General features: G+C 73.8%; 25 protein-coding genes and 2 riboswitches. Of the genes, 15 read left to right on the plus strand and 10 right to left on the minus strand.

Annotated features, from left to right (window positions below; all coding sequences use genetic code 11):
* The first annotated feature begins 70 nt into the window (after positions 1 to 70).
* Together ACIBQ1_RS52410 and ACIBQ1_RS52415 are read left to right on the plus strand one after the other, a co-directional pair.
* The gene (locus ACIBQ1_RS52410; protein ID WP_397289891.1) at positions 71 to 553 is read left to right on the plus strand and encodes a GbsR/MarR family transcriptional regulator; all 483 of its coding nucleotides are present in this window, start codon (positions 71 to 73) and stop codon (positions 551 to 553) included.
* A 126-nt stretch (positions 554 to 679) separates the two neighbouring features.
* Positions 680 to 1,873, plus strand: a complete 1,194-nt coding sequence (locus ACIBQ1_RS52415; protein ID WP_397289893.1) for a cytochrome P450 — start codon at positions 680 to 682, stop codon at positions 1,871 to 1,873.
* 73 nt (positions 1,874 to 1,946) lie between these two features.
* Here the strand turns inward: ACIBQ1_RS52415 and ACIBQ1_RS52420 are convergent, their stop codons facing one another.
* Complete coding sequence (locus ACIBQ1_RS52420) at positions 1,947 to 2,681, minus strand: dienelactone hydrolase family protein (RefSeq protein WP_397289895.1); 735 nt, start codon at positions 2,679 to 2,681, stop codon at positions 1,947 to 1,949.
* Positions 2,682 to 2,784: 103 nt separating this feature from the next.
* A riboswitch (adenosylcobalamin (AdoCbl) riboswitch) is annotated at positions 2,785 to 2,933 on the plus strand.
* A gap of 1 nt (position 2,934) precedes the next feature.
* Here ACIBQ1_RS52420 and ACIBQ1_RS52425 point away from each other — a divergent pair.
* The 6 genes from ACIBQ1_RS52425 to ACIBQ1_RS52450 are packed head-to-tail and all read left to right on the plus strand — an operon-like array spanning position 2,935 to position 8,664.
* Positions 2,935 to 3,123 (plus strand): CbtB-domain containing protein, encoded by a 189-nt coding sequence (locus ACIBQ1_RS52425; protein WP_192784851.1) that lies wholly within the window; start codon positions 2,935 to 2,937, stop codon positions 3,121 to 3,123.
* Between the two features lie 9 nt (positions 3,124 to 3,132).
* Complete coding sequence (locus tag ACIBQ1_RS52430) at positions 3,133 to 3,879, plus strand: CbtA family protein (protein ID WP_397289897.1); 747 nt, start codon at positions 3,133 to 3,135, stop codon at positions 3,877 to 3,879.
* Between the two features lie 29 nt (positions 3,880 to 3,908).
* Complete coding sequence (locus ACIBQ1_RS52435) at positions 3,909 to 4,565, plus strand: histidine phosphatase family protein (RefSeq protein ID WP_397290017.1); 657 nt, start codon at positions 3,909 to 3,911, stop codon at positions 4,563 to 4,565.
* Positions 4,562 to 6,724 carry a VWA domain-containing protein gene (locus ACIBQ1_RS52440; protein WP_397289899.1) on the plus strand — a complete coding sequence of 721 codons (2,163 nt, stop codon included), beginning with the start codon at positions 4,562 to 4,564 and terminating at the stop codon, positions 6,722 to 6,724. Before ACIBQ1_RS52435 ends, ACIBQ1_RS52440 begins: the two co-directional genes overlap by 4 nt.
* A 3-nt stretch (positions 6,725 to 6,727) precedes the next feature.
* A complete protein-coding gene (gene cobO, locus ACIBQ1_RS52445) occupies positions 6,728 to 7,330 on the plus strand; it encodes a cob(I)yrinic acid a,c-diamide adenosyltransferase (protein WP_397289901.1) in 603 nt (200 codons plus the stop codon).
* Positions 7,324 to 8,664, plus strand: a complete 1,341-nt coding sequence (locus ACIBQ1_RS52450) for a cobyrinate a,c-diamide synthase (RefSeq protein WP_397289903.1) — start codon at positions 7,324 to 7,326, stop codon at positions 8,662 to 8,664. The genes cobO and ACIBQ1_RS52450 overlap by 7 nt, the downstream gene beginning before the upstream one ends.
* On the opposite strand, the gene cobN is transcribed toward ACIBQ1_RS52450, so the two are convergent.
* On the minus strand, positions 8,619 to 12,254 hold the full coding sequence (gene cobN, locus ACIBQ1_RS52455) for a cobaltochelatase subunit CobN (protein WP_397289905.1): 3,636 nt from the start codon (positions 12,252 to 12,254) through the stop codon (positions 8,619 to 8,621). The genes ACIBQ1_RS52450 and cobN overlap by 46 nt on opposite strands.
* A gap of 53 nt (positions 12,255 to 12,307) precedes the next feature.
* Positions 12,308 to 12,454, minus strand: a riboswitch (cobalamin riboswitch).
* A 49-nt stretch (positions 12,455 to 12,503) separates the two neighbouring features.
* Between cobN and cobG the strand changes: the two genes are divergently transcribed.
* From cobG to cobJ, 3 genes are read left to right on the plus strand one after another with little or no spacing between them, the layout of a single operon-like run.
* On the plus strand, positions 12,504 to 13,709 hold the full coding sequence (cobG, locus tag ACIBQ1_RS52460) for a precorrin-3B synthase (RefSeq protein ID WP_397289907.1): 1,206 nt from the start codon (positions 12,504 to 12,506) through the stop codon (positions 13,707 to 13,709).
* Positions 13,706 to 14,326: a precorrin-8X methylmutase gene (locus ACIBQ1_RS52465; RefSeq protein ID WP_397289909.1), complete on the plus strand. Its 621-nt coding sequence runs from the start codon at positions 13,706 to 13,708 to the stop codon at positions 14,324 to 14,326. Before cobG ends, ACIBQ1_RS52465 begins: the two co-directional genes overlap by 4 nt.
* A gap of 5 nt (positions 14,327 to 14,331) precedes the next feature.
* On the plus strand, positions 14,332 to 15,807 hold the full coding sequence (gene cobJ, locus ACIBQ1_RS52470; RefSeq protein WP_397289911.1) for a precorrin-3B C(17)-methyltransferase: 1,476 nt from the start codon (positions 14,332 to 14,334) through the stop codon (positions 15,805 to 15,807).
* A 24-nt stretch (positions 15,808 to 15,831) separates the two neighbouring features.
* Here the strand turns inward: cobJ and ACIBQ1_RS52475 are convergent, their stop codons facing one another.
* The 4 genes from ACIBQ1_RS52475 to ACIBQ1_RS52490 are packed head-to-tail and all read right to left on the minus strand — an operon-like array spanning position 15,832 to position 18,960.
* Positions 15,832 to 16,608: a cobalt-precorrin-6A reductase gene (locus tag ACIBQ1_RS52475; RefSeq protein ID WP_397289914.1), complete on the minus strand. Its 777-nt coding sequence runs from the start codon at positions 16,606 to 16,608 to the stop codon at positions 15,832 to 15,834.
* Positions 16,593 to 17,348, minus strand: coding sequence for a precorrin-4 C(11)-methyltransferase (gene cobM, locus ACIBQ1_RS52480; protein ID WP_397289916.1), 756 nt, complete (start codon positions 17,346 to 17,348; stop codon positions 16,593 to 16,595). Before cobM ends, ACIBQ1_RS52475 begins: the two co-directional genes overlap by 16 nt.
* Positions 17,345 to 18,577 (minus strand): precorrin-6y C5,15-methyltransferase (decarboxylating) subunit CbiE, encoded by a 1,233-nt coding sequence (gene cbiE, locus ACIBQ1_RS52485; RefSeq protein ID WP_397289918.1) that lies wholly within the window; start codon positions 18,575 to 18,577, stop codon positions 17,345 to 17,347. The genes cobM and cbiE overlap by 4 nt, the downstream gene beginning before the upstream one ends.
* Positions 18,574 to 18,960: a pyridoxamine 5'-phosphate oxidase family protein gene (locus tag ACIBQ1_RS52490; protein ID WP_397289920.1), complete on the minus strand. Its 387-nt coding sequence runs from the start codon at positions 18,958 to 18,960 to the stop codon at positions 18,574 to 18,576. The genes cbiE and ACIBQ1_RS52490 overlap by 4 nt, the downstream gene beginning before the upstream one ends.
* Positions 18,961 to 19,022: 62 nt before the next feature.
* On the opposite strand from ACIBQ1_RS52490, the gene cobF reads away from it, so the two are divergent.
* Entirely contained in the window at positions 19,023 to 19,781 is a 759-nt protein-coding gene (gene cobF, locus ACIBQ1_RS52495) for a precorrin-6A synthase (deacetylating) (RefSeq protein ID WP_397289922.1), read from the plus strand.
* 197 nt (positions 19,782 to 19,978) lie between these two features.
* On the opposite strand, the gene ACIBQ1_RS52500 is transcribed toward cobF, so the two are convergent.
* The 4 genes from ACIBQ1_RS52500 to ACIBQ1_RS52515 all read right to left on the minus strand — a co-directional run bounded on the left by ACIBQ1_RS52500 (position 19,979) and on the right by ACIBQ1_RS52515 (position 23,880).
* Positions 19,979 to 21,040, minus strand: coding sequence for a helix-turn-helix transcriptional regulator (locus ACIBQ1_RS52500; protein WP_397289924.1), 1,062 nt, complete (start codon positions 21,038 to 21,040; stop codon positions 19,979 to 19,981).
* Between the two features lie 100 nt (positions 21,041 to 21,140).
* On the minus strand, positions 21,141 to 22,283 hold the full coding sequence (locus ACIBQ1_RS52505; protein WP_397289926.1) for a hypothetical protein: 1,143 nt from the start codon (positions 22,281 to 22,283) through the stop codon (positions 21,141 to 21,143).
* A gap of 142 nt (positions 22,284 to 22,425) precedes the next feature.
* On the minus strand, positions 22,426 to 22,893 hold the full coding sequence (locus ACIBQ1_RS52510) for a hypothetical protein (RefSeq protein ID WP_397289928.1): 468 nt from the start codon (positions 22,891 to 22,893) through the stop codon (positions 22,426 to 22,428).
* A 90-nt stretch (positions 22,894 to 22,983) separates the two neighbouring features.
* Entirely contained in the window at positions 22,984 to 23,880 is an 897-nt protein-coding gene (locus ACIBQ1_RS52515; protein ID WP_397289930.1) for a LysR family transcriptional regulator, read from the minus strand.
* A gap of 70 nt (positions 23,881 to 23,950) precedes the next feature.
* Here ACIBQ1_RS52515 and ACIBQ1_RS52520 point away from each other — a divergent pair, with 70 nt between their 5' ends.
* The 3 genes from ACIBQ1_RS52520 (at position 23,951) to ACIBQ1_RS52530 (ending at position 26,461) form a co-directional block, all read left to right on the plus strand.
* Positions 23,951 to 25,000 (plus strand): YeiH family protein, encoded by a 1,050-nt coding sequence (locus tag ACIBQ1_RS52520; protein WP_397289932.1) that lies wholly within the window; start codon positions 23,951 to 23,953, stop codon positions 24,998 to 25,000.
* Positions 25,001 to 25,627: 627 nt separating this feature from the next.
* The gene (locus ACIBQ1_RS52525) at positions 25,628 to 25,777 is read left to right on the plus strand and encodes a hypothetical protein (protein WP_397289934.1); all 150 of its coding nucleotides are present in this window, start codon (positions 25,628 to 25,630) and stop codon (positions 25,775 to 25,777) included.
* A gap of 249 nt (positions 25,778 to 26,026) precedes the next feature.
* Complete coding sequence (locus tag ACIBQ1_RS52530) at positions 26,027 to 26,461, plus strand: hypothetical protein (RefSeq protein ID WP_397289936.1); 435 nt, start codon at positions 26,027 to 26,029, stop codon at positions 26,459 to 26,461.
* Positions 26,462 to 26,593: the final 132 nt, after the last annotated feature.

Below are 26,593 nucleotides of genomic sequence, written 5' to 3' on the forward strand. Positions count from 1 at the left end.
ACGCGCGGAGCCTCGCGCGGACGTATAGTTCATCAAGTACGTGCTTTACGATGCTCATGGAGTTGGCAAGGTGGATCAGAAGGAGACCGAGTTCGTCGACCGGATGGGGCTCGGCATGGAGCGTCTCACCGGGACGCGGACGATGGGGCGCCTGTACGCGTGGCTGCTGATCTGCGACCCGCCGGACCAGTCGCTCACCGATCTGGCCGCCGAGCTCGACGTCAGCAAGACCATGGTCAGCATGGTCGCCAGGCAACTGGAGGCCGCCAGCATGGTCGAGCGCGTCCCCACCTCGGGCCGTGAGCACCGTTACCGGGTCGTTCGCGGCGGATGGGCGCAGGTCCTGCGGGGCCAGATGGCCGTCCTCCCGCCGATCACGGAGGCGCTGGGCCTCGGACTGTCGCTCGTCGGCGACGACCGCGCCGAGCAGCGGGCGCTGGTGGAGGAGACCAGGGAGTTCTTCGCCTTCCTCGTGCGCGATGTGGAGGAGTCGCTCCAGCGCTGGGAGGAGTATCGCAAGCGGCCGAAAGACGACGATCAGGGCTCCGGGTGAACACACGATCGTCGAGGAGCACGTGCCGTTCATCGCGGGACTCCCGGCACGGCGTCACCGCGCCCTCTGCCGGGTCGCGCGATCCGCTCAACCGGGAAATCACAACCAACGATCAAGGGAGTGGCGATGTCTGACATCGTCGAGCGGTACAACATTCCCCAACAGCACTTCTGGCTGCACGGCCCGTGGCCGGGCGGGCCGGTCGAGCACAACGCGGCCGCCGGGATGTGGAACGTCTACGGCTACCCCGAGCTGGTGGAGGTCCTCGGCGACCCCACGACGTTCTCCTCCGACACCCTTCGCCTGGTCCCGGAGGAGCAGAGGCCGAAGGGCATGTCGCTGGAGGGTTTCATCACCCAGATCGACCCGCCGGAGCACGGCAAGCTGCGCAAGCTGGTCAGCAGCGCCTTCACCCGCAAGGTCGTCGCGGACCTCGAGCCGAGGATCGCCGCCGTCACCCACGAGCTGCTCGACGCGGCGCGCGAGCGCGGTGGGCTGGAGCTCGTGCGCGATCTGGCCTATCCGCTCCCGGTCATCGTCATCGCCGAGCTGCTGGGCGTGCCCAGCAGCGATCGCGTCCTGTTCAAGCAGTGGGCCGACGCGATGTTCCGGAGCGACACCAAGGTCTCCTTCGACGAGCTCCTCGAACGACAGGGCGAGGGCACGGAGGCCGCGATGAAGGCGTGGTGGGAGATGTCCTCCTACCTCGCCGGCCACGCCGCGGAACGCCGGCGGCAGCCGCGCGCCGACCTGCTGACCAAGCTGGTCGAGGCCGAGGTGGACGGCGAGCGCCTGCCCGACGAGCAGGTGGTCAACTTCGCGATGGTCCTGCTGCTGGCCGGGCACGTCACCACGACGATGCTGCTCGGCAACACGGTGCTGGCCCTGGACGCCTTCCCCGAGCAGCAGGAGAAGGCGCGGGCCGACCGCGCCACGATCCCGGCGATCATCGAGGAGTCCCTCCGCTTCTTCACGCCGTTCGCCCTGCTCGGCCGCACCACCATGCGCGAGGCCGAGCTCGGCGGCGTGACGATCCCGGCCGATCAGACGGTCTTGGTCTGGCCCGGTGCGGCCAACCGGGATCCCCGCCAGTTCACCGACCCGGGCGTCTTCGACTCCGGCCGCGACCCCAACCCGCATCTCGCCTTCGGCCGCGGCATCCACTTCTGCCTGGGCGCCCCCTTGGCCCGGCTGGAGGGCCGGATTGCGCTGAATGTCCTGCTCGACCGGTTCAGCACGCTGCGCACCGATCCGGCGGATCCGGTGGAGTTCATGCCGGTGCCGACCATGACCGGCGTGCGCCGCCTGCCGCTGGTCTGATCCTCGCTCACGCCACGTACGGGGGCCGCCGGCCAGGGCCGCGCGGAGGCCGGCGGCCCCGAGCCGTTCGGCGCTACCCGGGGCTCGCGACGTGCCTGTCGAAGAAGGCGAACGTGCGCCGCCACGCGTCGTCCGCCGCCGCGCGGACGAGGCCGTGGCGCAGCGGGAACAGGGCGAGCTTCGCCACGGGGTGATGGCCGTCGGTCATGAAGGAGTGCCCGGCGTCCGGGTAGATCTCGACGTCGTGCTCGATGCCGAGCGCACTCATGTGCTCCCGCAGCCGCGTGCCGTGCGGGCCGAAGCCTTTGTCCCGGCCGCCGTAGGAGGCCACGACCGGGCACACCGACCGCAGCGCCTCCTGGTCGCGGGGGACCGTGCCGTAGTTGACCGACGCGGCCCGCACGCCGGGCGGCGCGCTCGCCGCGTACGCGAGGGCGAAGCCGCCGCCCATGCAGAATCCGATCACGCCGAGCCGGTCGCCGTCGACGTCGTCGCGGCCGGCCAGCCATCGCCGGGTCGCGTCGATGTCGGCGGCCGGCCGGCCCGGCTTGTCCGTCACGAACTGGTGCATGGCCCGCGCCAGGCACCCGAACCTGGTGCCGTGGCTGTAGAGGTCCGGCAGGATCGCCGCGTACCCGTGCTCGGCGAACAGGTCCGCCACCTCCAGCAGGTCCGGCTCGACGCCGTAGATCTCGTGCACGACCACCACGCCCGGCCACCCACCCGCGGGCGCGGCGCCCTCCGGCAGTGTCATCGTCGCGTCCAGCGAGCCGCCGTCCGGCAGCGGGATGCGCACGTGCTGTCTCATCGGCAGTCCTTAACCGGATCGGGAGGAAGAAACGCCGCAACAGCTTAGAGGTCGGCATTCCAGGTGTCCCATCCGTTGACGTGAACGGGAGGAAGGGATACATTCCGGTAGATTTCACGATTGTCCAAGGGAAATCCGGTGAGATGCCGGTGCGGACGCGCCACTGTATCCGGGACGTAGATCCCGGGAGCCAGGTCGCTTGGACGGTTCGTGACCTCGTTGGTTGGGACGCGTCATCCCTGAGGAGGCATGTATGAGTGGTCTGTCCACTCCTTCGGCAATCCCCTTTCCCCGTCTGCGGCTGTGGCTGCTCGCCGTTCCGGTGCTGCTGCTGGTCGCCTATCTGGTGCTGATGGACAACGGGGCCATCTCACAGACCGGTGCCTACCTGCACGAACTCATGCACGACGGACGCCACCTGCTCGGCGTTCCCTGCCACTGAGGCGCGCACATGGTACGCACCCTGCTGGTCAGAGGCCTGCTGCTGGGCCTGCTGGCCGGATTGATCGCGGGCGGCTTCGCCTTCGCCTTCGGAGAGCCGGGGGTGGACAGCGCCATCGCGCTGGAGGAGGCCCACGCCGCCCAGGAAGCATCCGCACATGACCACGGCGAGGAGGAGCTCGTCAGCAGGCCGGGGCAGAAGGCCGGGCTCTTCCTGGCCACGGGCCTGTACGGGCTGGCCGTGGGCGGGATCTTCGCCCTCGTGTACGCGGGCCTGCGCGGACGGGTCGGCCCCCGGTCGGAGGGCGGGCTGGCCCTCGCCGCCGCCGGGACGGCGTTCGTGGCGGTGATCCTCGTGCCGTTCGTGAAGTATCCGGCGAACCCACCGGCCGTGGGCGACCCGGAGACGATCAACAGCCGCACCCTGCTCTACGTGGTGACGATCCTCGTCGGGCTGGCCGCGACGGCCATCGCGGTGGCCACCGCGCGCCGGGTCACCGCCGGGCCGTGGGCCCGGTGGGTCGCGGCGGTGGCGGCGTTCCTGGTTCCGGTGATCGCGGCGTGGACCCTGCTGCCGACCGTCAACGAAGTGCCCGCGGACTTCCCCGCCACGCTGTTGTGGCAGTTCAGGCTTGCGTCGCTGGGGACGCAGCTGGTCTTCTGGACGGCCTTCGGCGTGCTGTTCGGCTGGGTCGGCGACCGGGCGGCCCGCCGCGCGGCGGCCCACCCGGCGAGCGCCGCCGCCTCGCCGGGCTGAGCCGAGTTGAGCGAGCCGAGTTGAGCGGGGTGTTGTTCGTCCGGCACGCAAGCACGCCGGGGATGCGGGCCGCCTGCTTCCCCGCGGCCGACGCGGACGCCGACGCGGCCGGCCTGACCAGGGCCGCCGCGCTGGCCTCCACCTTGGCCTCCGTGTTGGTCTCCACGGTGGCCGCAAGGGCGGCCGGGCAGGCGGCGGGTGCGGTGGTGGCGGGGCCGGTGGCCGGAAGCGTGGCCGGAAGCGCGGCCGGCGCCGTGGCGTGCACGGCTCCCAGTGTCGCCGCGCGCCAGACCGCCGCCGCCGCCGGACTGGCGGCGCGTGCCGTCCCCGCGCTGGCGGAGGCGGATTGCGGCCGGTGGCGCGGCCTGCCGTACGAGCGCGTCGCGCGGGAGGAGCCGGACGCGCTGGCGAGCTGGCTGACCGACCCGCACGCGGCCCCGCACGGCGGCGAGAGCCTGGCCGCGCACGCCGAGCGGGTCGCCGCCTGGCTGGAGTCCGTACGCGCGGAGCCCGGCGTCGTCGCCGTCTGCGACGCGGGCGCCATCCGGGCGGCGCTCGCCCACGCGCTCGGGCTGGACCCGCTGAGCGCCGCCCGGTTCGACCTCGCGCCGCTGTCCGTCACCGAGCTGACCGTCACGCGCGCCGGCTGGCGGGTCGCCCATGTCAACCGGAAGGTTCTGTTTTGAACGTCACATATCCGTTCAGCGCCGTCGTCGGCCTCGACGACCTGAAGCTGGCGCTGGTGCTCAACGCGGTCTCCCCGCGGGCGGGCGGCGTGCTCGTACGCGGCGAGAAGGGCACCGCCAAGTCGACCATCGTGCGCGCGCTGGCCGCCCAGCTGCCTCCCGTGACCGTGGTGCCCGGATGCCGGTTCGTTTGCGATCCGGCCGCGCCCGACGCCGGATGCCCGGACGGGCCGCACGAACCCGGCGCCCACGGGGTGGAGCGTCCGGCAGCGCTGGTGGAGCTGCCGGTCGGCGCCTCGGAGGACCGGCTGGTCGGCTCGCTGGACGTGGAGCGGGCGCTGACGGAAGGCGTGAAGGCGTTCGAACCCGGCCTGCTGGCCGCCGCCCACCGCGGCGTCCTCTACGTGGACGAGGTGAACCTCCTCCACGACCACCTCGTCGACCTGCTGCTCGACGCGGCGGCCCTGGGCACGTGCTATGTGGAGCGCGAGTCGGTGTCGGTACGGCACGCCGCCAGGTTCCTGCTGGTCGGGACCATGAACCCGGAGGAGGGCGAGCTTCGCCCGCAGCTGCTGGACAGGTTCGGGCTGACGGTCGAGGTCAAGGCGTCCAGGGACCCGGTGGAGCGGGCCGAGGTGGTGCGCAGGCGGCTCGCCTTCGACCTGGACGCGGGCGCGTTCGCGGCCAGGTGGGCGGCCGAGGAGGCGGCGCTGGCGAGCCGGATCGCCCGGGCCCGCGCCCGGGTGCCGGGGGTGCGGCTGCCCGACGCGCGGTTGCGGCAGATCGCGACCGTGTGCGCGGCGTTCGAGGTGGACGGCCTGCGGGCCGACCTGGTGACGGCGAGCACCGCCATCGCCCACGCCGCCTGGCAGGGCAGGGATGTGGTGAGCACCGAGGACGTACGGGCCGCGGCCCGGCTGTCGCTGCCGCACCGGCGGCGGCGCGATCCGTTCGACGCGCCCGGACTGGACGAGGCCCTGCTGGACGAGTTGCTGGCGCGGACGTCGCAGGACGACGAGGACCCGGACGACCCCGACGGCGGAGGTCCTGATATTTCCGGACCTGATGGGCCGGAGGGCTCGCCCGCGTCGGCCGAAGACGGCACCCCGCCACCCGGCGCCCCCGAAGGCGATGCCCCGCCGGCAGGCGACTCCGAAGGCGGCGACCCCGCAGGCGACCCCGCAGGCGGGCCGGACGGCCGCGGGCCCGAGCCGGATGGCGCGCGGCGGTGGGACCGTCCGTCCGATGGCAGGTACCCCAGCTCCGACGACGTGGCGTCACAGGCGACCGGGGGTGCGGGTACGGAGGCTGATGACCCGCGGCCGGCCGATCAGGCGTCGCCCGGAGACGCGGGAGAGGGGCGGGTGGCCGGGGTCGCGGCGCCGTACCGGGTGCCGTTGCTGGAGGTGCCCGGGGTCGGCGAGGGCGCGACGGGACGGCGGTCGCGCTCGCGCACCCCGCACGGCCGGGCCACCGGCGCGCGCCGCCCCGCCGGACGCGTGCGCGACCTGCACGTGACGGCGACGGTGCTGGCCGCGGCCCCCCACCAGCAGCGGCGCGGGCGCCGCGGCCCCGGGCTGGTGCTGCGCGAGGACGACCTGCGCGAGGTGGTGCGCGAGGGCAGGGAGGGCAACCTCGTGCTGTTCGCGGTGGACGCGAGCGGCTCGATGGCGGCGCGCAGGCGGATGACCGCGGTCAAGACCGCGGTGCTCAGCCTGCTGCTCGACGCCTACCAGCGGCGGGACAAGGTCGGCCTGGTCACCTTCCGCGGCCGGGGCGCGGTGGTCGCGCTGCCGCCGACCTCGTCGGTGGAGGCGGGCGCGGCGCGGTTGCGCTCGCTGCCGACCGGTGGGCGCACCCCGCTGGCGGCCGGGCTGGTGCGCGCCGCCGAGGTGCTGCGCGTGGAGCGGCTGCGCGACCCGGCGCGGCGGCCGCTGCTGGTGGTGGTGACGGACGGGCGCGCCACGGCGGGCGGCGACGTGGACCGGGCGGCGGCGCTGCTGGAGGGCACGGCCGCGGTGGTCGTCGACTGCGAGAGCGGCCCGGTGCGGCTCGGCCTGGCGGTCCGGCTGGCGGCCCGGCTGCGGGCGCGGCTCGTCCCCCTCGATGAGCTGGCCGACCTCGGGTCGGTCGTGCGTGAGCACCGGAAGGCGGTCTGACCGATGCCGCAGGGAAAGCCCGCCGCCGTGCCCGACGACGGCCTCACCACCAGGCAGCGCCGCAACCGGCCGCTGCTGATCGTGCACACCGGCCCCGGCAAGGGCAAGTCGACGGCGGCGTTCGGGATGGCGCTGCGGGCCTGGAACCAGGGCTGGCCGGTCGGCGTGTTCCAGTTCGTGAAGTCGGCCAAGTGGCGCATCGGCGAGGAACGGGCGCTGAAGGTGCTCGGGGGGACGGGCGAGGGCGGCTCGGTGACCTGGCACAAGATGGGCGAGGGCTGGTCGTGGATCCAGCGGCCCGGCACCGAGGAGGATCACGCGGCCGACGCCCGTGAAGGGTGGGAGCAGATCAAGCGGGATCTGGCGGCCGAGACGTACCGGTTCTACGTGCTGGACGAGTTCACGTACCCGCTGAAGTGGGGCTGGCTGGAGCTGGACGACGTGGTGGCCACGCTCACCGGGCGGCCCGGCAACCAGCACGTGGTGATCACCGGCAGGGACGCGCCCGAGCGGCTGATCGAGGTGGCCGATCTGGTGACGGAGATGGGCAAGATTCGCCATCCCATGGACACCGGGCAGAAGGGGCAGAAGGGCATCGAGTGGTAGTTCCCCGGCTCGTCATCGCCGCGCCGTCGTCGGGCAGCGGCAAGACGACGGTGGCCACAGGGCTGATGGCGGCGCTGCGGGCGCGCGGGCTGAAGGTCTCGCCGCACAAGGTGGGCCCCGACTACATCGACCCGGGCTATCACGCGCTGGCCACCGGGCGTCCCGGCCGCAACCTGGACCCGTGGCTGGTGGGGGAGGAGCGCGTGCTGCCGCTGTTCCTGCACGGGGCGGCGGGGTGCGACGTGGCGGTGGTCGAGGGCGTGATGGGGCTGTTCGACGGCAAGGGGGACACGGAGTTCGCCTCGACCGCCCACGTGGCCCGGCTGCTGGACGCGCCGGTCGTGCTGGTGGTGGACGCGGCGCGGCAGAGCAGGTCGGTGGCGGCGGTCGTGCACGGGTTCGCCACGTTCGACCCCCAGGTGCGGGTGGGCGGCGTGGTGCTGAACCGGGTGGGCTCGGACCGGCACGAGGAGCTGTGCCGGTCCGCGCTGGCCGCCGCAGGGGTGCCGGTGCTGGGGGCGATCCGCCGCGACGACGCCGTCTCCACGCCGTCGCGGCACCTGGGGCTGGTGCCCGCCGCCGAGCGCGAGGCCGAGGCGCTGGCCTCGGTGGACCGGCTGGCCGCGCTGGTGTCCCGCTCGTGCGACCTCGACGCGCTGCTGCGGCTGGCGGCCTCGGCTCCCCGGCTGGAGGCGACCCCCTGGGAGCCCGCGCGGGTGGAGCGGCAGGACCGGCCGGTGGTGGCCGTGGCGGGCGGGGCGGCGTTCACGTTCGGCTACGCCGAGCACGTCGAGCTGCTGCGGGCGGCCGGGGCGGAGGTCGCGGTGTTCGACCCGCTGCGGGACGAGCGGCTGCCGGACGGGACCGCGGCGCTCGTGATCGGCGGCGGCTTCCCCGAGGTGTACGCCGCCGAGTTGGCCGCCAACGAGCCGCTGCGCGAGCAGGTGGCGGCCTTCCGCGGGCCGATCGCCGCCGAGTGCGCCGGGCTGCTCTACCTGTGCGAGGAGCTGGACGGGCAGCGGATGTGCGGCCGGGTGCCGGGCCGGGCCCGGATGACGGCGAAGCTGACGCTCGGCTACCGGGACGCGGTCGCGCTCAGGCGCTCGCCGCTGACGGAGCGGGGCGAGCGCTTCCGGGGGCACGAGTTCCACCGCACCGCCGTCGACTACACCGGCGAGCCGTTGTTCCGCTGGGAGGGCGGCCCCCCTGACGGCGCCGACGGGTTCGGCGACGCCCTGGTGACCGCGTCCTACCTGCACCTGCACTGGGCCGGGCAGCCGGTGGCGGCTCAGCGGCTGGTGTCGTCCTCCAGGTCGCCCTCGGTCTTGAGGTAGACCTCCTGCAGGCCGCGCAGGATCTCCGGGTCGGGGTGCTGCCACATGCCCCGCTCGGCGGCCTCCAGCAGGCGCTCGGCGATGCCGTGCAGCGCCCAGGGGTTCGACTGCGCCATGAACGCCTGGTTCTCCGGGTCGAGCACGTACGTCTCGGTGAGCTTGTCGTACATCCAGTCGGCCACGACACCGGTCGTGGCGTCGTAGCCGAACAGGTAGTCGACGGTGGCGGCCAGCTCGAAGGCCCCCTTGTAGCCGTGGCGGCGCATCGCGGCCAGCCAGCGCGGGTTGACGACCCTGGCGCGGAAGACGCGCGCGGTCTCCTCCGACAGCGTGCGGGTGCGGACGGCGTCGGGGCGGGTGCTGTCGCCGACGTACGCGGCCGGGGCCCGGCCGGTCAGCGCGCGGACGGTGGCGATCATGCCGCCGTGGTACTGGAAGTAGTCGTCGGAGTCGGCGATGTCGTGCTCGCGGGTGTCGACGTTCTTGGCGGCCACCGCGATCCTTCGGTAGGCGTCCTCCATCTGCGGGCGGGCGGCCACGCCGTCGAGGTCGCGGCCGTAGGCGAAGCCGCCCCACACCGCGTACACCTCGGCCAGGTCGGCGTCGTCGCGCCAGTTGCGGCTGTCGATGAGGGGCAGCAGCCCGGCCCCGTACGCGCCCGGCGCCGACCCGAAGACGCGCATGGTCGCCCGGCGCTCGTCGCCGCCGCTCGCGGCCACGTGGGCGCGCACGTAGTTGTCCTCGTCGGGCTCGTCCAGGGCGGCGGCCAGCCGTACGGCGTCGTCGAGCATGGCCACCACGTGCGGGAACGCGTCGCGGAAGAACCCGCTGATGCGCACCGTCACGTCGATCCTGGGACGGCCCAGCTCGGCGAGCGGGATCGGCTCCAGGGACGTGACCCGCCGCGAGGCCTCGTCCCATTCGGGGCGGATGCCGAGCAGGGCCAGCACCTCGGCCACGTCGTCCCCCGCCGTCCGCATGGCGCTGGTGCCCCAGACGGACAGCCCCACCGAACGCGGCCACTCGCCGGTGTCGGACCGGTAGCGCTCCAGCAGCGACTCGGCCATGGCCTGGCCGGTCTCCCAGGCCAGCCGGCTCGGGATCGCGCGGGGATCGACGGAGTAGAAGTTCCGGCCGGTCGGCAGCACGTTGACCAGGCCGCGCAGCGGGGAGCCGCTCGGCCCGGCGGGGACGTAGCCGCCGTCCAGGGCGTGCAGGACATGGTCGAGCTCGTCGGTGGTGCGGGCCAGGCGCGGGACCATCTCGGTGGCGGCGAACTCGAGAACCCGCGTCACCAGGTCGCGCCGCTCGCCGGGCAACTCGCGCGTGATCTCCGCCGCCGCCTCCGCCGCCCAGCCGCGTTCCTCCATGGCCTCCACCAGGGCTCGGGCGGTCGCCTCGGCCCGGTCGACGTTGCCGAGCCCCGCCGTGCCGTCCTCGGCCAGGCCGAGCGCCTCGCGCAGGCCGGGCAGCGTCTCGCGGCCCGACCACATCTGCCGGGCGCGCAGCATCGCCAGAACCAGGTCCACGCGCACCTGCCCGGCCGGCGCCTGCCCGAGCACGTGCAGGCCGTCGCGGATCTGCGCGTCCTTGACCTCGCACAGCCAGCCGTCCACGTGCAGGATGAAGTCGTCGAACTCGCTGTCGTGCGGCCGGTCCGCCAGCCCCAGATCGTGGTCGAGCCGGGCGGCCTGGATCAGCGTCCAGATCTGCGCCCGGATCGCGGGCAGCTTGGCCGGGTCCATGGCCGCGATCGTGGCGTGCTCGTCGAGCAGCTGCTCCAGCCGGGCGATGTCGCCGTACGTCTCCGCCCGCGCCATCGGCGGCACCAGGTGGTCCACCAGCACGGCGTGCGCCCGCCGCTTGGCCTGCGTGCCCTCGCCCGGGTCGTTCACCAGGAACGGGTAGACCAGCGGCAGGTCGCCGACGGCCGCGTCGGTGCCGCACGAGGCGGACATGCCCGCCGACTTGCCCGGCAGCCACTCCAGGTTGCCGTGCTTGCCCACGTGCACCATCGCGTGCGCGGCGAACTCCGCCGACAACCAGCGGTAGGCGGCCAGGTAGTGGTGGCTGGGCGGCAGCTCGGGGTCGTGGTAGATGGCGATCGGGTTCTCGCCGAAGCCGCGCGGCGGCTGCACCATCACCACCAGGTTCCCGGCCCGCAGCGCCGCCAGCACGATGTCCTTTCCGTGCTCGCCCTCGTGCACGAACAGCTCGCCCGGCGGCGGCCCCCAGTGCCGCTCCATCTCCGTCCGCAGGTCCTCGGGCAGGGTCCGGTACCAGCGCTCGTAGGACGCGGCGGAGATGCGCACCGGATTGCCCGCCAGGTGCTCCTCGGTCAGCCAGTCCTGGTCCTGGCCGCCGGCGGCGATCAGCGCGTGGATGAGCGCGTCGCCGTCCTGCTCGGCCACGCCGGGGAAGCTCTCGCCCAGGTCGTAGCCGGCCTCGGCGAGCCTGGCCAGCAGCTTGACGGTGCTGGCCGGGGTGTCCAGGCCGACCGCGTTGCCCACCCGGGAGTGCTTGGTCGGGTACGCCGACAGCATGACGACCAGGCGGCGCTCGGCGGGCGGCGTGTGGCGGAGCAGCCCGTGCCGCACCGCGATGCCCGCCACCCGGGCGGCCCGCTCGGGGTCGGCGACGTAGACGGTCAGCCCCTCGGGGTCGATCTCCTTGAACGAGAACGGCACCGTGATGATCCGCCCGTCGAACTCCGGGATGGCCACCTGCGAGGCGGCGTCCAGCGGCGACAGCCCGTCGTCGTTCTCCTCCCATGCCTGCCTGCTGGTGGTCAGGCAGAGCCCCTGCAGGATCGGCACGTCGAGCGCGGCCAGCGCGCCCACGTCCCACGCCTCGTCGTCGCCGCCCGCGCCGGCCGTCGCGGGGCGCGAGCCGCCCGCCGCCAGTACGGTCACCACCAGCGCGTCGGCGGCGCGCAGCGTGTCGAGCAGCTCGGGCTCGGCGGTGCGCAGGGAGGAGCAGAACACCGGCAGCGCCTGCCCGCCCGCCTCCTCGACGGCCGCGCAGAGCGTCTCCACGAACGCGGTGTTGCCCGCCAGGTGGTGCGCCCGGTAGTAGAGCACCCCGATCACGGGCCCCTGTCCGGGCTCCTGTCCGGGCCCCTGTCCGGGCCGTGCCGCGCGCTCCAGCAGCCCCCAGGAGGGCGTGGGCTCCGGCGGCGCGAACCCGCGCCCGGTCAGCAGCACCGTGTCCGACAGGAACGCGTGCAGTTCGGCCAGGTTCGGCGGCCCGCCGTGGGCCAGGTAGGCGTGGGCCTCGGCGCAGACGCCGCCGCTGACCTTGCCGCTGACCGTGGACAGCTCCATCAGCTCGGCGTCCGGAGCCTGCTCGCCGCCCAGGACCACCACCGGACGGGGGCCGGCCAGCAGCGCGTCCAGGCCCTCCTCCCAGGCGCGCCGGCCGCCGAGCAGGCGTACCACGACCAGGTCGACGCCCTCCAGCAGGGCGGGCAGGTCCTCGACCGGCAGCCGGGCCGGGTTGCCCAACCGGTAGGCGGCACCGCTCGAACGAGCGCTCAGCAGGTCGGTGTCGGAGGTCGAGAGCAGCAGGACGGTACGGCTGTCGCCAGGCACGGCGTCATCCTCCCTCGGGGTCCTCGCCCCGGTCGTGGGTGTCGCGACGGCTGGAGTCTCCTGACTCCCGGATCAGCGCTCACCCCGGCCTTCCCACCCGTCGCCGGGCAGTGGCCTGCGGTGGGGTTCGCTCCCCGGTCACAGTGGCGGGACCGCGCCGGATTCACACCGGCTTCCTCCCTAGCCATCGCCTAGGAGGAGCCTACGACACGGGCGACCTCCGCCAGAAGTGGCGTTACCATCCTCATCGTGTCCATAGCCGACTTTTCCGGACGTTTGCGTCCCGACGCCTGTCCGGGGGCGCTACAGGTGCACGAGGCCGCCGACGGCCCGATGGCCCGGGTCCGCCTGCCCGGCGGCGCGATCTCGCCCGTCCGGCTCCGCGAGCTGGCCGCCTGCGCGGCCGACCTCGGCTCGGGCGTGATCGAGCTGACCTCCCGGGCGAACGTCCAGGTGCGCGGCCTGCGTTCGCCCGCCGCCTTCGCCGAGCGGATCGCCGCCGCCGGCCTGCTGCCGTCGGCGGCGCACGAGCGCGTGCGCAACATCGTGGCCTCGCCGCTGGGCGGCCGCACGGGCCTGCTGGACCCGCAGCCCCTGGTGGAGGCGCTGGACCGGGCGTTGTGCGGGCGGCCGCGCCTGGCCGGGCTGCCGGGACGGTTCCTGTTCGCGGTGGACGACGGCGGCGGCGACATGCTCGCGCTCGGGGCCGACGTCACGTTCATTGACGGGCGGCTGCTGCTGGCGGGCGTGGACGCCGGGCTCGCCGTGAGGGCGGACGCCGCCGCCGGCCGCATGGTCGCCGCCGCAGAGGCGTTCCTCGACGAACGGGAGAGCGCCGCGGCGGACGGGGGCGCGTGGCGGATCGCGGAACTGGAGAACGGCCCGGCCCGCATCGCCACCCGCCTCCACGCCACGGACACCCCCGCCCGTCGCGCCACCCGCCTCGACACCACCGGCACCTGCGCGCATGCCACCGGCACCTCCGCCCGCGCGGGGCGTGTAGGGCAGCGGGACGGGCGGGTGGCGCTGGAGGTCGTGGTGCCGCTCGGACGGCTGTCCGCCGCCCAGGCGCTCGCCGTCGCCGCAGCGGCCGAGGCGAACGATTCGGAGCACACCACCGGCGTGCCCGTCCGGTTCACGCCGTGGCGGACCGTCGTGCTGCTCGACCTGTCGCCCGCCGCGGCCGACCAGGCGGCGCGGGTGCTGGCGGCGGCCGGGCTGGTGACCGACCCGGCCTCGCCGTGGGCCGGAGTGAGCGCCTGCACCGGCCGTCCGGGCTGCGCAAAGTCCCTCGCCGACGTCCAGGAGGACGCGCGGCGCTGGGTGGCGACGCTGGACGGCCCTCCGGCGACGCCCGTGCATTGGGCCGGTTGCGAGCGGCGCTGCGGGTTGCCGCGCGGCCGGGTCGTCCAGATGGTCGCCACCGGCGACGGATACCAGGAAAGGCAGCAGTGAGCGACTACATCCGCGACGGGGCCGAGATCTACCGGCGCTCGTTCGCGACCATCCGTGCCGAGACCGACCTCACCGGGATGCCGCCCGAGGTCGCGCAGGTGGCGGTGCGGATGATCCACGCCTGCGGCATGACCGACCTCGTGGCCGACCTGGACTGGTCGCCCTCCGTGGTCGTCCGGGCCCGCGAGGCGCTGCGCCGGGGCGCGCCCGTGCTGTGCGACGCGCAGATGGTCGCCTCCGGCGTGACCAGGCGCCGGCTGCCCGCGGACAACGCCGTGGTGTGCACGCTGGGCGATCCCGGCGTGCCGGAGCTGGCCGAACGGCTCGGCACCACGCGCAGCGCCGCCGCCCTGGAGCTGTGGCGCGACCGCCTCGACGGCGCGGTGGTGGCGATCGGCAACGCGCCGACCGCCCTGTTCCGGCTGCTCGAACTGGTCGCCGAGGGCGCGGGCAGGCCCGCCGCCGTGCTCGGCATCCCGGTGGGGTTCATCGGCGCGGCCGAGTCCAAGCGGGCGCTGGCGGACAGCGACCTCGAATATCTGGTGGTGCACGGCCGCCGCGGCGGCAGTGCCATGACGGCGGCGGCGGTCAACGCCCTCGCGAACGAGACGGAGTGACGGCGATGACGGGACGACTGTACGGGGTGGGGCTCGGTCCCGGGGATCCCGAGCTGGTCACGGTCAAGACGGCGCGGCTGATCGGCGAGGCCGACGTGATCGCCTACCACGCCGCCCGGCACGGCCGCAGCATCGCCCGCTCGATCGCGCTGCCGTACATGGGGGAAGGGCAGATCGAGGAGCTGCTGCTCTACCCGCTGACCACGGAGACCACCGACCACCCCGGCGGCTACCAGGGCGCGCTCGACGACTTCTACGCCGACTGCGCCGAGCGGCTGGCCGCCCACCTGGACGCGGGCCGGACCGTGGTCGTGCTGTCCGAGGGCGACCCGCTGTTCTACGGCTCGTACATGCACATGCACAAGCGGCTCGCCCACCGCTACCCGACCGAGGTGGTGCCCGGCGTCACCTCCGTCAGCGCCGCCTCTGCCGTGCTGGGCCGGCCGCTGGTGGAGCGCGACGAGGTGCTGACGGTGCTGCCCGGCACGCTGCCCGCCGACGTGCTGGCGGACCGGCTGCGCGGCACCGACTCGGCGGCGGTGCTCAAGCTGGGCCGGACGTTCGAGAAGGTCCGCGACGCGCTGGCCGAGGCCGGGCGGCTGGACGACGCCTGGTACGTCGAGCGCGCCACCATGGGCGCCGAACGGGTCGCGCCGCTCAAGGACGTGGATGCCGACGGGGTGCCGTACTTCTCGCTGGCCCTGCTCGCCAGCCCCGCCGAGCGGACCTTCGTCCCCGAACCGCCCGCGGCCGAAGGCCACGGCGAGGTGGTCGTGGTGGGGCTCGGACCCGCCGGGCGGCCATGGCTCACGCCCGAGGCCCAGGAGGCGCTGGCGGCGGCCACCGACCTCGTCGGGTACGGCCCGTACGTGGACCGGGTCGCCCCGAACCCGCGCCAGCGCCGCCACCGGACCGACAACCGGGTGGAGGCCGAGCGCGCCCGGCACGCGCTGGAGCTGGCCCGCGACGGCGCGCGGGTGGCCGTGGTGTCCTCCGGCGATCCGGGCGTGTTCGCCATGGCCAGCGCCGTGCTGGAGGCCGCGGCCGACTTCCCGGACGTACCGGTGCGGATCGTCCCCGGGCTGACCGCCGCCCAGGCCGTGGCCAGCCGGGTCGGCGCGCCGCTGGGCCACGACTACTGCGTGCTGTCGCTGTCGGACCTGCTCAAGCCATGGGAGGTGGTCGCCGACCGGCTGACCGCCGCCGCCAGGGCGGACCTGGTGCTGGCGATCTACAACCCGGCCTCGCGCAGCCGTACGTGGCAGGTCGCCGCCGCCCGTGACCTGCTGCTGGAGCACCGCGACGCCGCCACCCCGGTGGTGATCGGCCGCGACGTCGGCGGCGAGCGCGAGAGCGTCACCGTCACCACGCTCGGCGAACTCGACCCCGCGCAGGTGAACATGCGCTGCCTGCTGATCGTCGGCTCCTCGACGACCCAGGTCACCGATCGCGGCGTCTACACCCCGCGCCGCTACCCCTGACCCGCCGCCACCCCTGGGCCGCGATTACCCCTCGGCCCAGGCGGCCGCCTCCGCGGCGGTCTCCACCAGCCGGACGCCGGCGGGCAGCGGCGGCCGGTCCACCATGATCACCGGCAGGCCGAGCTCGCGGGCCGCGACCAGCTTGGCGGTGGTCATCGGCCCGCCGCTGTCCTTGGTGACCAGCACGTCCAGGCGGTGCTCGCGGATGAGGGCACGCTCGCCCTCGACCGTGTACGGCCCGCGATCCAGCAGGACGTGCACGTTGTCCGGGACCGGCGGCTCGGGGGGATCGACCGACCTGGCCAGCAGCCACACCCCGGCCAGGCCGGTGAAGACCGGCAGGCTCCGGCGGCCGGTGGTCAGGAACACCCGCGCCGGGCCCCCGCCCGGCCGTGCGACGGTCTCGGGAAGGGTCGCCCGTGTCGGTCCGCGCAGCCGCGCGGCGGCCTCGGGCAGGGAGGCCACGCGCCGCCAGGCGTCACCCGGCCCCTCTCGCCAGCCCGGACGGCGCAGGACCAGCAACGGCACGCCCGTCCGCGCCGACGCCTCGGCCGCCGAGGCCGTCATCCGCGCGGCGAACGGGTGCGTGGCGTCCACCAGGGCGTCGATCCGCTCGGCCGCCAGCCAGGCGGCCAGCCCGTCCGGCCCGCCGAACCCGCCCTCCCGCACCTCCCCGACCGGCAGGCGCGGGTTGCTCACGCGCCCGGCCAGCGACGACACCACGTGAACGCCGCGGCCGGCCAGCTCGGCGGCCAGCGCCCGCGCCTCGGCCGTGCCGCCCAGGATCAGGACGCGTCGCACGGCCGCGCCCGATCCGCGCTGTAGAGGTGGCTGTCGGGGAACTGCGTGGCCGACAGCACCGGGCCGACGACGATCACCGCCGTACGCCGGATCCCGGCCTCGTGGACCTGCCCGGCGATGTCCGCCAGCGTGCCACGCAGGATCACCTCGTCGGGCCTGCTGGCCCACGCCACCACCGCCACCGGGCAGTCCGGCCCGTAGGAGGGCAGCAGCTCGGCCACCACCGCGTCGATCCGCTGCACGGCCAGGTGCAGCACCATCGTGGCGCCGCTCGCGCCCAGGGTCTTCAGGTCCTCCCCTTCGGGCATCGGCGTGGCGCGCGCCGAGGTACGGGTCAGGATGACGGTCTGGCCGACGCCGGGCACGGTCAGCTCCCTGCCCAGCGAGGCCGCCGCCGCCGCGAACGCCGGCACCCCGGGGACCACCTCGTACGGCACGCCGAGCTCGTCCAGCCTGCGCATCTGCTCGGCCACCGCGCTGAACACCGACGGGTCGCCCGAGTGCAGCCGCGCCACGTCGAGGTCCGCGCGGTGGGCGGCGAGCAGCTCCACCACGATCTCGTCGAGGGTCAGGTTCGCGGTGTCGACGAGCCTGGTGCCCACGGGGCAGGCGTCCAGGAGCTCGCGGGGCACGAGCGAGCCCGCGTACAGGCACACCGGCGCCGACTGCAGCCGCCGCAGCCCGCGCAGCGTGATCAGGTCGGCGGCGCCGGGGCCCGCCCCGATGAAGTACACCGTCACGGCACGTCCTTCCTGGTGACCGACCACACGGTCACCGGCATCGCGGCCCGCCAGCCCGTGAAGGAGCCGACGGGTGAGGCCCGTTGCACGGACATACGCACCAGGTCGCCGCCGAGCCGGGCGTACCACTGGGCAATGACGGATTCGGACTCCAGGGTGACGGCGTTCGCCACCAGTCTGCCGCCGGGCCGCAGCGCCGCCCAGCAGCTCTCCAGCAGCCCGGGCACGGTCGCGCCGCCGCCGACGAACACCGCGTCCGGCGCCGGCAGGCCCTCCAGCGCGGCCGGCGCCCTGCCCTCGACGACCCGCAGCGACGGCACGCCGAGCCGGTCGGCGTTGCGCGCGACGGCGGCGGCGCGGTCGGCCCTGCTCTCGATCGCCACGGCGGCGCAGGCCGGGTGGCCGCGCATCCACTCGATGGCGATGCTGCCCGCGCCCGCGCCCACGTCCCACAGCAGCTCTCCCGGCAGCGGGGCGAGCCGCGACAGGCTGACCGCGCGGACCTCCCGCTTGGTGAGCTGCCCGTCGTGCTCGAACGCGGCGTCGGGCAGGCCGGGCACGCGGGGGAGGGGTTCGGCGCCGGGGCCGGGGACGCACTCGACGGCGATCACGTTGAGCGCGGACGGTCCGGCTTCCCGCGGCGCCCAGGTCTCGGCCGTTCCCGTCAGAACGGACTCCGAGCCCGCGCCCAGGTCCGACAGGACGGTCATGGGGCTGGGGCCGTACCCGAGCCCGGTCGCCAGGCCGGCCACCAGGGACGGGGAGTCGCGGCCGGCGCCCAGCACGAGGACCCGCCGCCCCGGCAGGATCGCGGCGTTCAGCGCGGACGGGGGGCGGCCCACGAGGCTGACCACGTCCACCTGCTCCACCGGCCAGCCGAGCCGGGCACACGCCAGCGACAGCGACGACACGTGCGGCACCACGCGGACGTTCGCCGCGCCCAGCAGCCGCACCAGCGTGGAGCCGATGCCGTGGAACATGGGGTCGCCGCTGGCCAGCACGCACACCTCGCGCCCGGCGTACGCCTCCATGAGCCCGGGCAGCGCCGGCAGCAGCGGCGAGGGCCAGGCCACCCGCTCGGCCGCCCGTGCGGGTCCGGCCGGCGGGACGGGCACGAGGTCGAGCTGGCGGCGCCCGCCCATCAGCACCTCGGCGGCCTCCAGCGCCGTCCGCGCGTCCGCGGACAGCCCGTCCCAGCCGTCCGCGCCGATGCCGACGACGGTGATCACACGTTGCCCAGGACGCGCGTCACCTGGATCTCCACCACCACCCGCGACGGGTTGGGCCGGGGCGGCTTGTAGCGGACGGCGTAGCGCTGCTCGGCGTCCGCCACCTGCTCGGGCTCGGTACGCAGCACCGCGCGCCCCTCCAGCGTCGACCAGCGGCGGCCGTCCACCTGGCAGAGCGCCACCAGCGCGCCGTCGGCGCCGATGAGGCGGGCCTTGACCGAGGTTCCCGAGGTGATCACCCGGGCGATGCCGGTGGCCAGGTCCAGCGTCGCGCCCACCGGCACCACGTGCGGCGGGCCGCCGGGGCGCGTGGTGGAGAGCGTGCACAGGTGCCGCTCCTGCCAGAACGCGGCGAAGGCGTCGCCCTGCTCGACGAGATTCACGTCCCTCCTTGGGTGATTTGCGAGGCATATCGTATATCTGCCGTTCTGGCAGACTCTTGCGGATGAAGCGGCTACTCGTCATCGGTATCGGCGCCGGCGATCCCGACCATCTCACCCTGCAGGCGGTCAAGGCCATCGCCGCCACCGACGTGTTCCTCATCGTGGACAAGGGCGAGGTCAAGCATGAACTGGTCCAGCTCCGGCTGGATCTCATCGCCGAGCACGGCCGCCGGCCGTACCGGGTCGCCGAGGCCCGCGACCCCGAGCGCGACCGGACCACCCCGGCGTACACCGCCGCCGTCGAGGACTGGCGCTCGCGCCGCGCGCTCGCCTGCGAGGCGCTCATCCGCGACGAGCTGGGCGACGGCCAGACCGGGGCGTTCCTGGTGTGGGGCGACCCCGGCGTGTACGACAGCACGCTGGCCATCGTCGAGGAGATCCTCCAGCGCGGGAACGTCACGTTCGACTACGAGGTCATCCCAGGGATCAGCAGCGTGGCCGCGCTCACCGCCCGCCACCGCACCGGCCTCACCCAGGTCGGGCGGCCCGTGCACCTCACGACCGGGCGGCGGCTGGCCGAGCACGGCCCCACCGCCGACGACGTGGTCGTCATGCTGGACGCCCACTGCTCGTTCGCCGGCCTCGACGACTTCCACATCCACTGGGGCGCCTACCTGGGGACGCCCGACGAGATCCTGGTCTCCGGGCCGGTGGCCGAGGTCGGCGACCGCATCCGCGAACTGCGCGCCGAGGCGCGGGCCCGCAAGGGCTGGATCATGGACACGTACCTCCTGCGCCGCCTGCCGCCTCCGGAGCGATGACGTCCCGGGGACCCGCCTCGATCAACTGCCTGGCCTTCGCAAGAGCATACGACCGCCACTGCCGAGGTCGACGCGTGCCGGTTGCGTGGCTCGGGAGCCGGTCGTGCCCGGCTCCGGTGCTCGCGGTCGGGGTGGAGGTGCCCGGGGCCGGTTGGCCGTGACGGGCCCGGGCCTGCCGTGCGACGCGCGTGGGGCGGTCAGCCGGCGATCGCCGCGATGAGCTCGTCCCGGCTCTGCGCCTGGGTCTTGCGGTAGACCGATTTCAAATGGTCGTTGATGGTGTAGGCGGAAAGGTCCAGCGCTCGGGCGATCTGTTTCGCCGAGGCCCCGGAATACAGGTATTCGATGACGCGGCGTTCGCCGGCGGTAATGCCGTACCAATCGCAAAATGACGGCAGCAGCAGTTCGCCGCCCGCCGCCTGGATGAGAATGGCCACGTCGCTGTCGCCGTTCTCGTCCAGTGGCTGGCCGTGGATCAGCACCCATCGCCCGAAATTCGCCGCCGGCGCGCAGACCAGCGGCGTCCAGGCGCCCGGATCGCGTGTGTGGGCCCGTACGTGAAGAGACAGGCCGACCCAGAACGCGTTGGCGATCCAGTCCGGCACCCCGCTCCCGGCGGCCGGCCACATCTGCCGCACCCAGGCGCGCGCCTGAGGCGAGATCGACCGGACCGTGTGGTCGGGGCTGATCGTGATGACCCCCGTCGGCAGCGCCGGAACGGTGGGCGTCAGCGGACCGGCCGTCACATATCCGCGCATCGCCGCCTGCAGCGCGGGGGCGAGCTGCTGGACCCGGCGGAAGTCCCTGTCGTCGAAGGGCCTGCCGCCCTCGGCGCGGAGCAGGCCGAGCAGGCCCCAGACCCCGTGGCGGTCCCGTATCAGCAGGCGCAGCTCGCTGCCCGCCCCGTGGGAGGCCAGGATCCGCCGGATCAGCGTGTTGCGCCGGCCGTCGCCGCAGCCTGCCCCGACGACGCACACCGGCACGCTCTGCCGGGCGAGGACCGGCAGCGGGCACGGGTCGCCGTGCAGATATCGGTTGAGCACCAGGGCGCTGATCAGCGCGGGCTGGTATTCGTGCCAGAAGCTGAACGCTCCCAGGCCGATGCCGATCGCCGGGTTCAGGCCGACCAGCCGGAGCGCGTCGTGCGCCACCCTGCGTCCGACGATCTGCGAGATCGCCGCGCCCACGTCGGCCGGGCCGGCGGCCGGGCCGAGCGCCGCGCCCAGCTCATGGGCGATGCGCCCCTCACCGTCGACCATCGCGCTTCCTTTTGTGGCAATCGGGGCGGACTGAGCTAATAAGCGGCATTTGTTTATTTATTTATGGTCACGGAGTTCTCTTTACCCGTGGGGAAGACTTTTACAGCAGGTGCTGGTGGCGGGTGGCGGCTTCCTGACGGACTTCGGTGAGGAAGAGTTCGGCGTGGCGTTCGTGCCGCCAGTCGCCGTTCGGGTCGTGCCAGGAGAAGGCGTTCTGGGTACGCGCATGGCCGGCGTACCGCAGCCAGCAGCCGTGGATTCCGGCCATGAGATTGTCGAGCAGGTCGAGGGCCGGACGGGCGGGGTCGAGCGAGGTGATGGGCAGGCAGGCGGCGCCGGGGCCGACGTCGAGGTGGGGGTGGCGGCTGCGGGCCCTGGCCAGGAGGCGTTCGGCGGCGGCGATGCGCCGTTTGGCGTCGGTCACGCCGCACAGGTGGCCCTCGGCGACGTGCAGGGTGTGGCGGATGAGCGGCATGACCGTCTGGCGCGGTGTGGCGCCGAAGCTGATGGCCCGCACGATCTCGATGAGGCATTCGGCGGCCAGGGGCCGCAGGCGGTCGCCCTCGGCCATGACCTGCACCGGATTCCGGTGAACGTGGCGGCCGGTCGTGGCGGCCGCCGCGTGCAGCCAGTGGGCGGCGGCGATGGCGGCCGCGGCGGGGTCGATCTGGGTGATCAGCTCCTCGGAGCCGAAGGGCTGACGGTTGAGGAAGGCGTTGGCCTGGGCGACCTGGAGGGGCGAGGCGTCCTCGCGGCTGAGGGTGACGGCCTGCTGGGCGCGTCCGGACAGGTTGTCGCATTCGGCCTGCTCGACGGCCGCCAGTTCGGCGGCGATGTCGGTGACGACCTGCGCGGTGAGCTCGGGGCTGTCGAGGGCGCGCAGGGCGCAGCCGACGCGCTGCGCGATCTCCCCGACTTTGGTGGAGACGGACAAACGCAGGTGGTCGCCGAACCGGTCCGAGCGGGTCAGGATCGGGACGACGGTGGCGAAGGCGTCGCGTTCGCGCTGCCGGTACCAGCCGCGGCCGCCCGGTTCGTGCTGGTCGGAGGTGCCTGCCGGGTGGGTGTAGCAGCGCCAGCAGGCCTGTGACAGCTCGGTCAGCTGGGCGGCCAGCCGCAGGGCGGCTGAGGGGCCGGCGGGCGAGGGAGGAAGGGCGGCCACGGTGACGGCGACATCCCCGATGCCGGTGCTCCAGCGGGCGACGAGCGCGTTTCGGGCGTGGTCGGCGGCATACCGGGTCACGGCAGCTCCTTGCGGGGGGAATCGCGAATGCATGCTCAGGATGCAGGATCCACCGCCGACGTGGGGGCTGTTTACGGCTGTTGCGGGCCGCTGATCAGCGCTTTTGCGGCGAGATGAGGGATAACTTCCACCCCGATCCTGGTCACGTCCCTCCGTCGAGGCGCATGAAGATGGCCCCCTGCATGGCCGCGCGGGCGCCGAGGACGTGCCCGTCGCACATCAGCGATTCCGTGCCGACCCGGTCGGTCACCTTCCACGTCACCGGCTCGCCGCACTTCTGCCCGCGCCGGTCGTAGTCCCAGGTGCGGCGGCACACCCGGCAGGTGGACACGTTGGCCATGGAGGAGATCGTGTTGCCGTGCTCGGGGCAGACGCCCCACGGGAAGCCGCACGTCGACTCGGCCATGGCTCGATAGTGGGCCAGGTCTCCGGCCGCGCGCAGCAGGTCCTCGCCCGCTCTCCGCAGCCATTCGGCGGCTTGGTGCGCCGCCTGGAGATGGGCGCGCTCAGGTGAGTCGGCGGGCAGGCCGGCGTACAAAGCGCGGGCCTCTGCCTGCAGTGCGTCGGCGCGGCCGGCCAGGTCGCGCAACTGGGCGGGAGTAATGTTCATCGCTGAAGATTCTCCCTGGTTTGCACGGCGAGTGCGCGGACCGGCGAGCTGACGATGCCGATCCGTTGAGCGAACAATCCCGGCCGCGCCTCAGGGGCGGCTGGCGATGGCCAGGAGGGTCGCGGCGGGGCCCGTCAGGGAGCGGCCGCGGCGCCAGACCGCGCGCAGGCTCCTGACCAGGTTGAGGCCCGTCAGCGGCACCTCGACGAGGCGGCCGGTGGCCAGCTCGGCTTCGACCGCGTACCCGCTGAGCACCGCCGGGGCCGCGCCCGCCTGGGCGGCGCCCTTGACGGCCGAGTTCGACCCGAGCTCCAGGCGCGGGCTGGCCTGGTGCAGGCCGGTGAAGGCGACGTCCAGGGTCTCGCGGGTGCCCGAGCCGCGCTCGCGTACGACCAGCGGGGTAGCGGCGAGTTCGGCGCCACGGAGCACCGTGCGGCGGCGCGCCCACGGGTGGCCCGGCGCCACCACGACGACCAGCCTGTCGGTGCCCACCACCCGGTCGGCCAGCCCGTCCGGCACGGTCGGCCCCTCCACGAACCCCAGCTCCACGCCCCCGGCCCCCGACAGCACCAGCGCCGCCACGTCCGCGGAGTTCAGCACGTCCAGGCCGACCTGGACCCCGGGCTCACGGCTCTGGAACTCCCCGAGCCAGCGCGGCACCAGATATTCGGCCACCGTCATGCTGGACGCCACCCGCAGGTGCGCCGCCTCGCCGTGGCGGACGGCTTCGGCGGCCCGCATGAGCTCCTGCGCCGCCGCGAGCACCTGCGCGGCCCAGCCCGCCACCATCTTGCCCTCGACGGTGAGCGTGGAGCCGCGCGGCGTACGCTCCAGCAACGGCAGGCCGAGCCGCCGTTCCAACTGGGCGATGCGCTTGCTGGCCGACGGCTGCGCGATGCCCGCGAGCTTGGCCGCCTGGCCGAGGCTGCCCAGCTCGCCCACGTCCACCAGGAGCTTGAGCGAGTCGAGATCGGGCAATGCGGTCATAGCCACAGGCTATGACCTCCCAGTCAACGCGCGGGTACCGGCCCTGCCGAAGGCCCCGAAAACTGGGATCATGCTTCTCGCCCCCTCCAAGACGTCCCGTCTGCCGGGCATCGCGGCGTGCGCGCTGGCGACGGCGGCCGCCCTGGTCGCCAACCGGTTCGTGCCGGGGATCAGCCCCGCCACCGCCGCGGTCGCCTTGGGGGCGGCGCTGGCCACCGCGGGGGCGATCCGCGCGCCGCTGCGTCCCGGGCTCCTGTTCGTCTCCAGGCGAGTGCTGCGCGCGGCGATCGTGCTGCTCGGGCTGCAGATCGCGGTGCCGCAGGTGCTCGCGCTCGGATGGCGCTCGCTCGCGGTCGTCGCCGCCGCCACCGGGCTCACGTTCGTCCTCACGCCGATGGCCGGCCGCCGCCTCGGCCTTTCCTCCGGTACGTCGCTGCTGGTCGCCACCGGAGTGTCGATCTGCGGGGCGGCGGCGATCGCGGCCATGCACGACAGCGCCGACAGTTCGGACGAGGACGCGGCTGGCGCGCTGAGCGTGGTGGTCCTGTACGGCAGCGCGGCCATCGTGGTGCTGCCGCTGCTGGCGTCCTGGCTGGGGCTGTCACCCGAGCAGCTCGGGGTGTGGACGGGAGCGGCCGTGCACGAGGTCGCCCAGGTGGCGGCGATCGGCGCCGCCTCGGGGGTTCTCGCGACGGCGGTGACGGTCAAGCTCGGCCGGGTCGTCCTGCTCGCCCCGATCGTCGCCGTCACCACGTCACTGCGCCGCCCTTCCCGGACGGCGGTGGCCGTGCCTGCCGGGCGCGGCGCCGTCCTCACCGCGGAACCTCCTGCCGCCGCCTCCGCGAGGGCGGGCAGCGGGACGAGGCCGCCGATCGTGCCGTTGTTCGTGGCCGGGTTCCTGGCGATGGTGGCGGTGCGCAGCACGGGGCTGGTGCCGCCGGTGGTGACCGAGCACGTGCCGGCGGTCACGAACGCGCTGATGGCGGCCGCCCTGTTCGCGCTCGGCACGGGGATCGACCTGCGGAAGCTGCTCAAGGGCGGGCGCGTCATGCTGCTCGGGGGCCTCGCCACCGGGCTCATCGGGTCGATCTCGCTGGCGGGGGTATGGCTGCTCGGGTGAGGTGGCCAGGGGCCGAGCAGGCTCAGCCCCCGGCCCGCCGGTCAGGGATGCCACTCGCAGCGGTGTTCCGCCGCGGGTTCGAATCCTGCTGGGGTCACTTCTCACCAACGACTACTCTCGCCTGACCTGCGCCAACGGCAATCCGTCCACGTTTGGCGTGTGCCACTGTGTGCCGTTGGCGGCCCCTGAGTGCCGCTGGTTGCGGACTACACGCGGAATGATCCCGCCGCCCGCGCCTGCCTCTCACACGAGCGCAGCGCGGTGATGGCGGCGGCCACTGCAGGTCGCCCACGTCGGCGCCGGCGCGGCCCACCAGCGTGCGCCGGGCCGGCGGGAGCGCGGCCATCCGCTGGCCCGGCGCGTGCTGGATGTCCGGCGGGCACGCCCAGCTCAGCCGGCCGCCCCGGCATGCGGCCAGCAGTGGAGCTGGTGGATCTGCACGTCGGCGGGTGGTGCTGGCTATGATCGCTACCGTAGCTCCCGCCGTGTAGCACGACAAAGCATGTCTGTTATATCCGTTTTTCTTCCCTCCATTGCTTCGCGGTCAGCTCGCTGTGAGGGCGAAGAGGGACATCCAGGGTGGTGGCGATACTCCTGCGATCAGTCCCGCGGGCTTAGCGTGGAGGCATGAATCAGTTCCTGGGGGTCATCCTGATCATCCTGGGCATCGTGGCCGCGGTTTCGCTCGGAAACCCATCCGGCTTGGCGATAGGCCTTGTGTTGTGGGTGGCCGGATTTGCGGTCTATGTCAAGGACATCGACGGCCCGTCCTTGTGATCGAGGCGGGCGACCACAGCCCCATAAGGTGAGCGCCTCGCCCGTTCATGGCCCTTGGCCTGGATCATCCACGATGCCGCTGCTCCCGCTCGGGCAGGCATCACGACCACGCCACCCTCCCTGCCGGACGCCTGGTCGCCCAGCTATGACAGTTGGCCAGGGCCGGCCGTGACCAAGCACGATCTCAACGGATCCTCAACACGCGCTCCTCTACCTTTCGACCATCAACGTCGGATCAGGGGAGGGACCATGATCGGTATGATGAAGGTGCTGGTGGGGGCCGCAGTGCTGGCGGGTGGCCTGGCGGTGGCAAGCGTACCCGCTGAGGCGGCGGTGGGCCCGATCAACTACTCTTGTGGACCTCGCATCGATACCCCGCGCTCCGGCCGGCAGGTCGACCGCGTCAGCGGCTACAACGTCAGGCTCTTCATGAAGGCCAACGCCTACGGCGGGCGCGACATCTACTTCGTCAAGGGCTACGGCCTGCGCCCGGGCGACAAGGTCTCGCTCGACTGGTCCGACACCAAGGGCCGCACCTACCACGCCTGCCACGGCACGGTCCACCGCGGCCGCACCGGCGCCCAGACGTGGGCCATCGACGACCCGGGCGGGTACCGGAGCTTCCGCGCCTGCGTCAAGACGCGCGGCTCCTGGCACTGCACCTACTGGGGCGTCGGCTCCTGACCTTCCTTTGCGAAAGCCCCCGCACCAGCCTCTCCTTCTAGCGGTCGTCGCAACACCCCAGCTTGGGGAGTGCGATGGAGTTCGAGATCCGAGCGGAAAGAAGGCCGCAGGGAACCAAGAAGCTCTTGAAGG

Source organism: Nonomuraea sp. NPDC050153 (assembly GCF_044460125.1).
In the GTDB taxonomy this organism is placed as follows: domain Bacteria; phylum Actinomycetota; class Actinomycetes; order Streptosporangiales; family Streptosporangiaceae; genus Nonomuraea.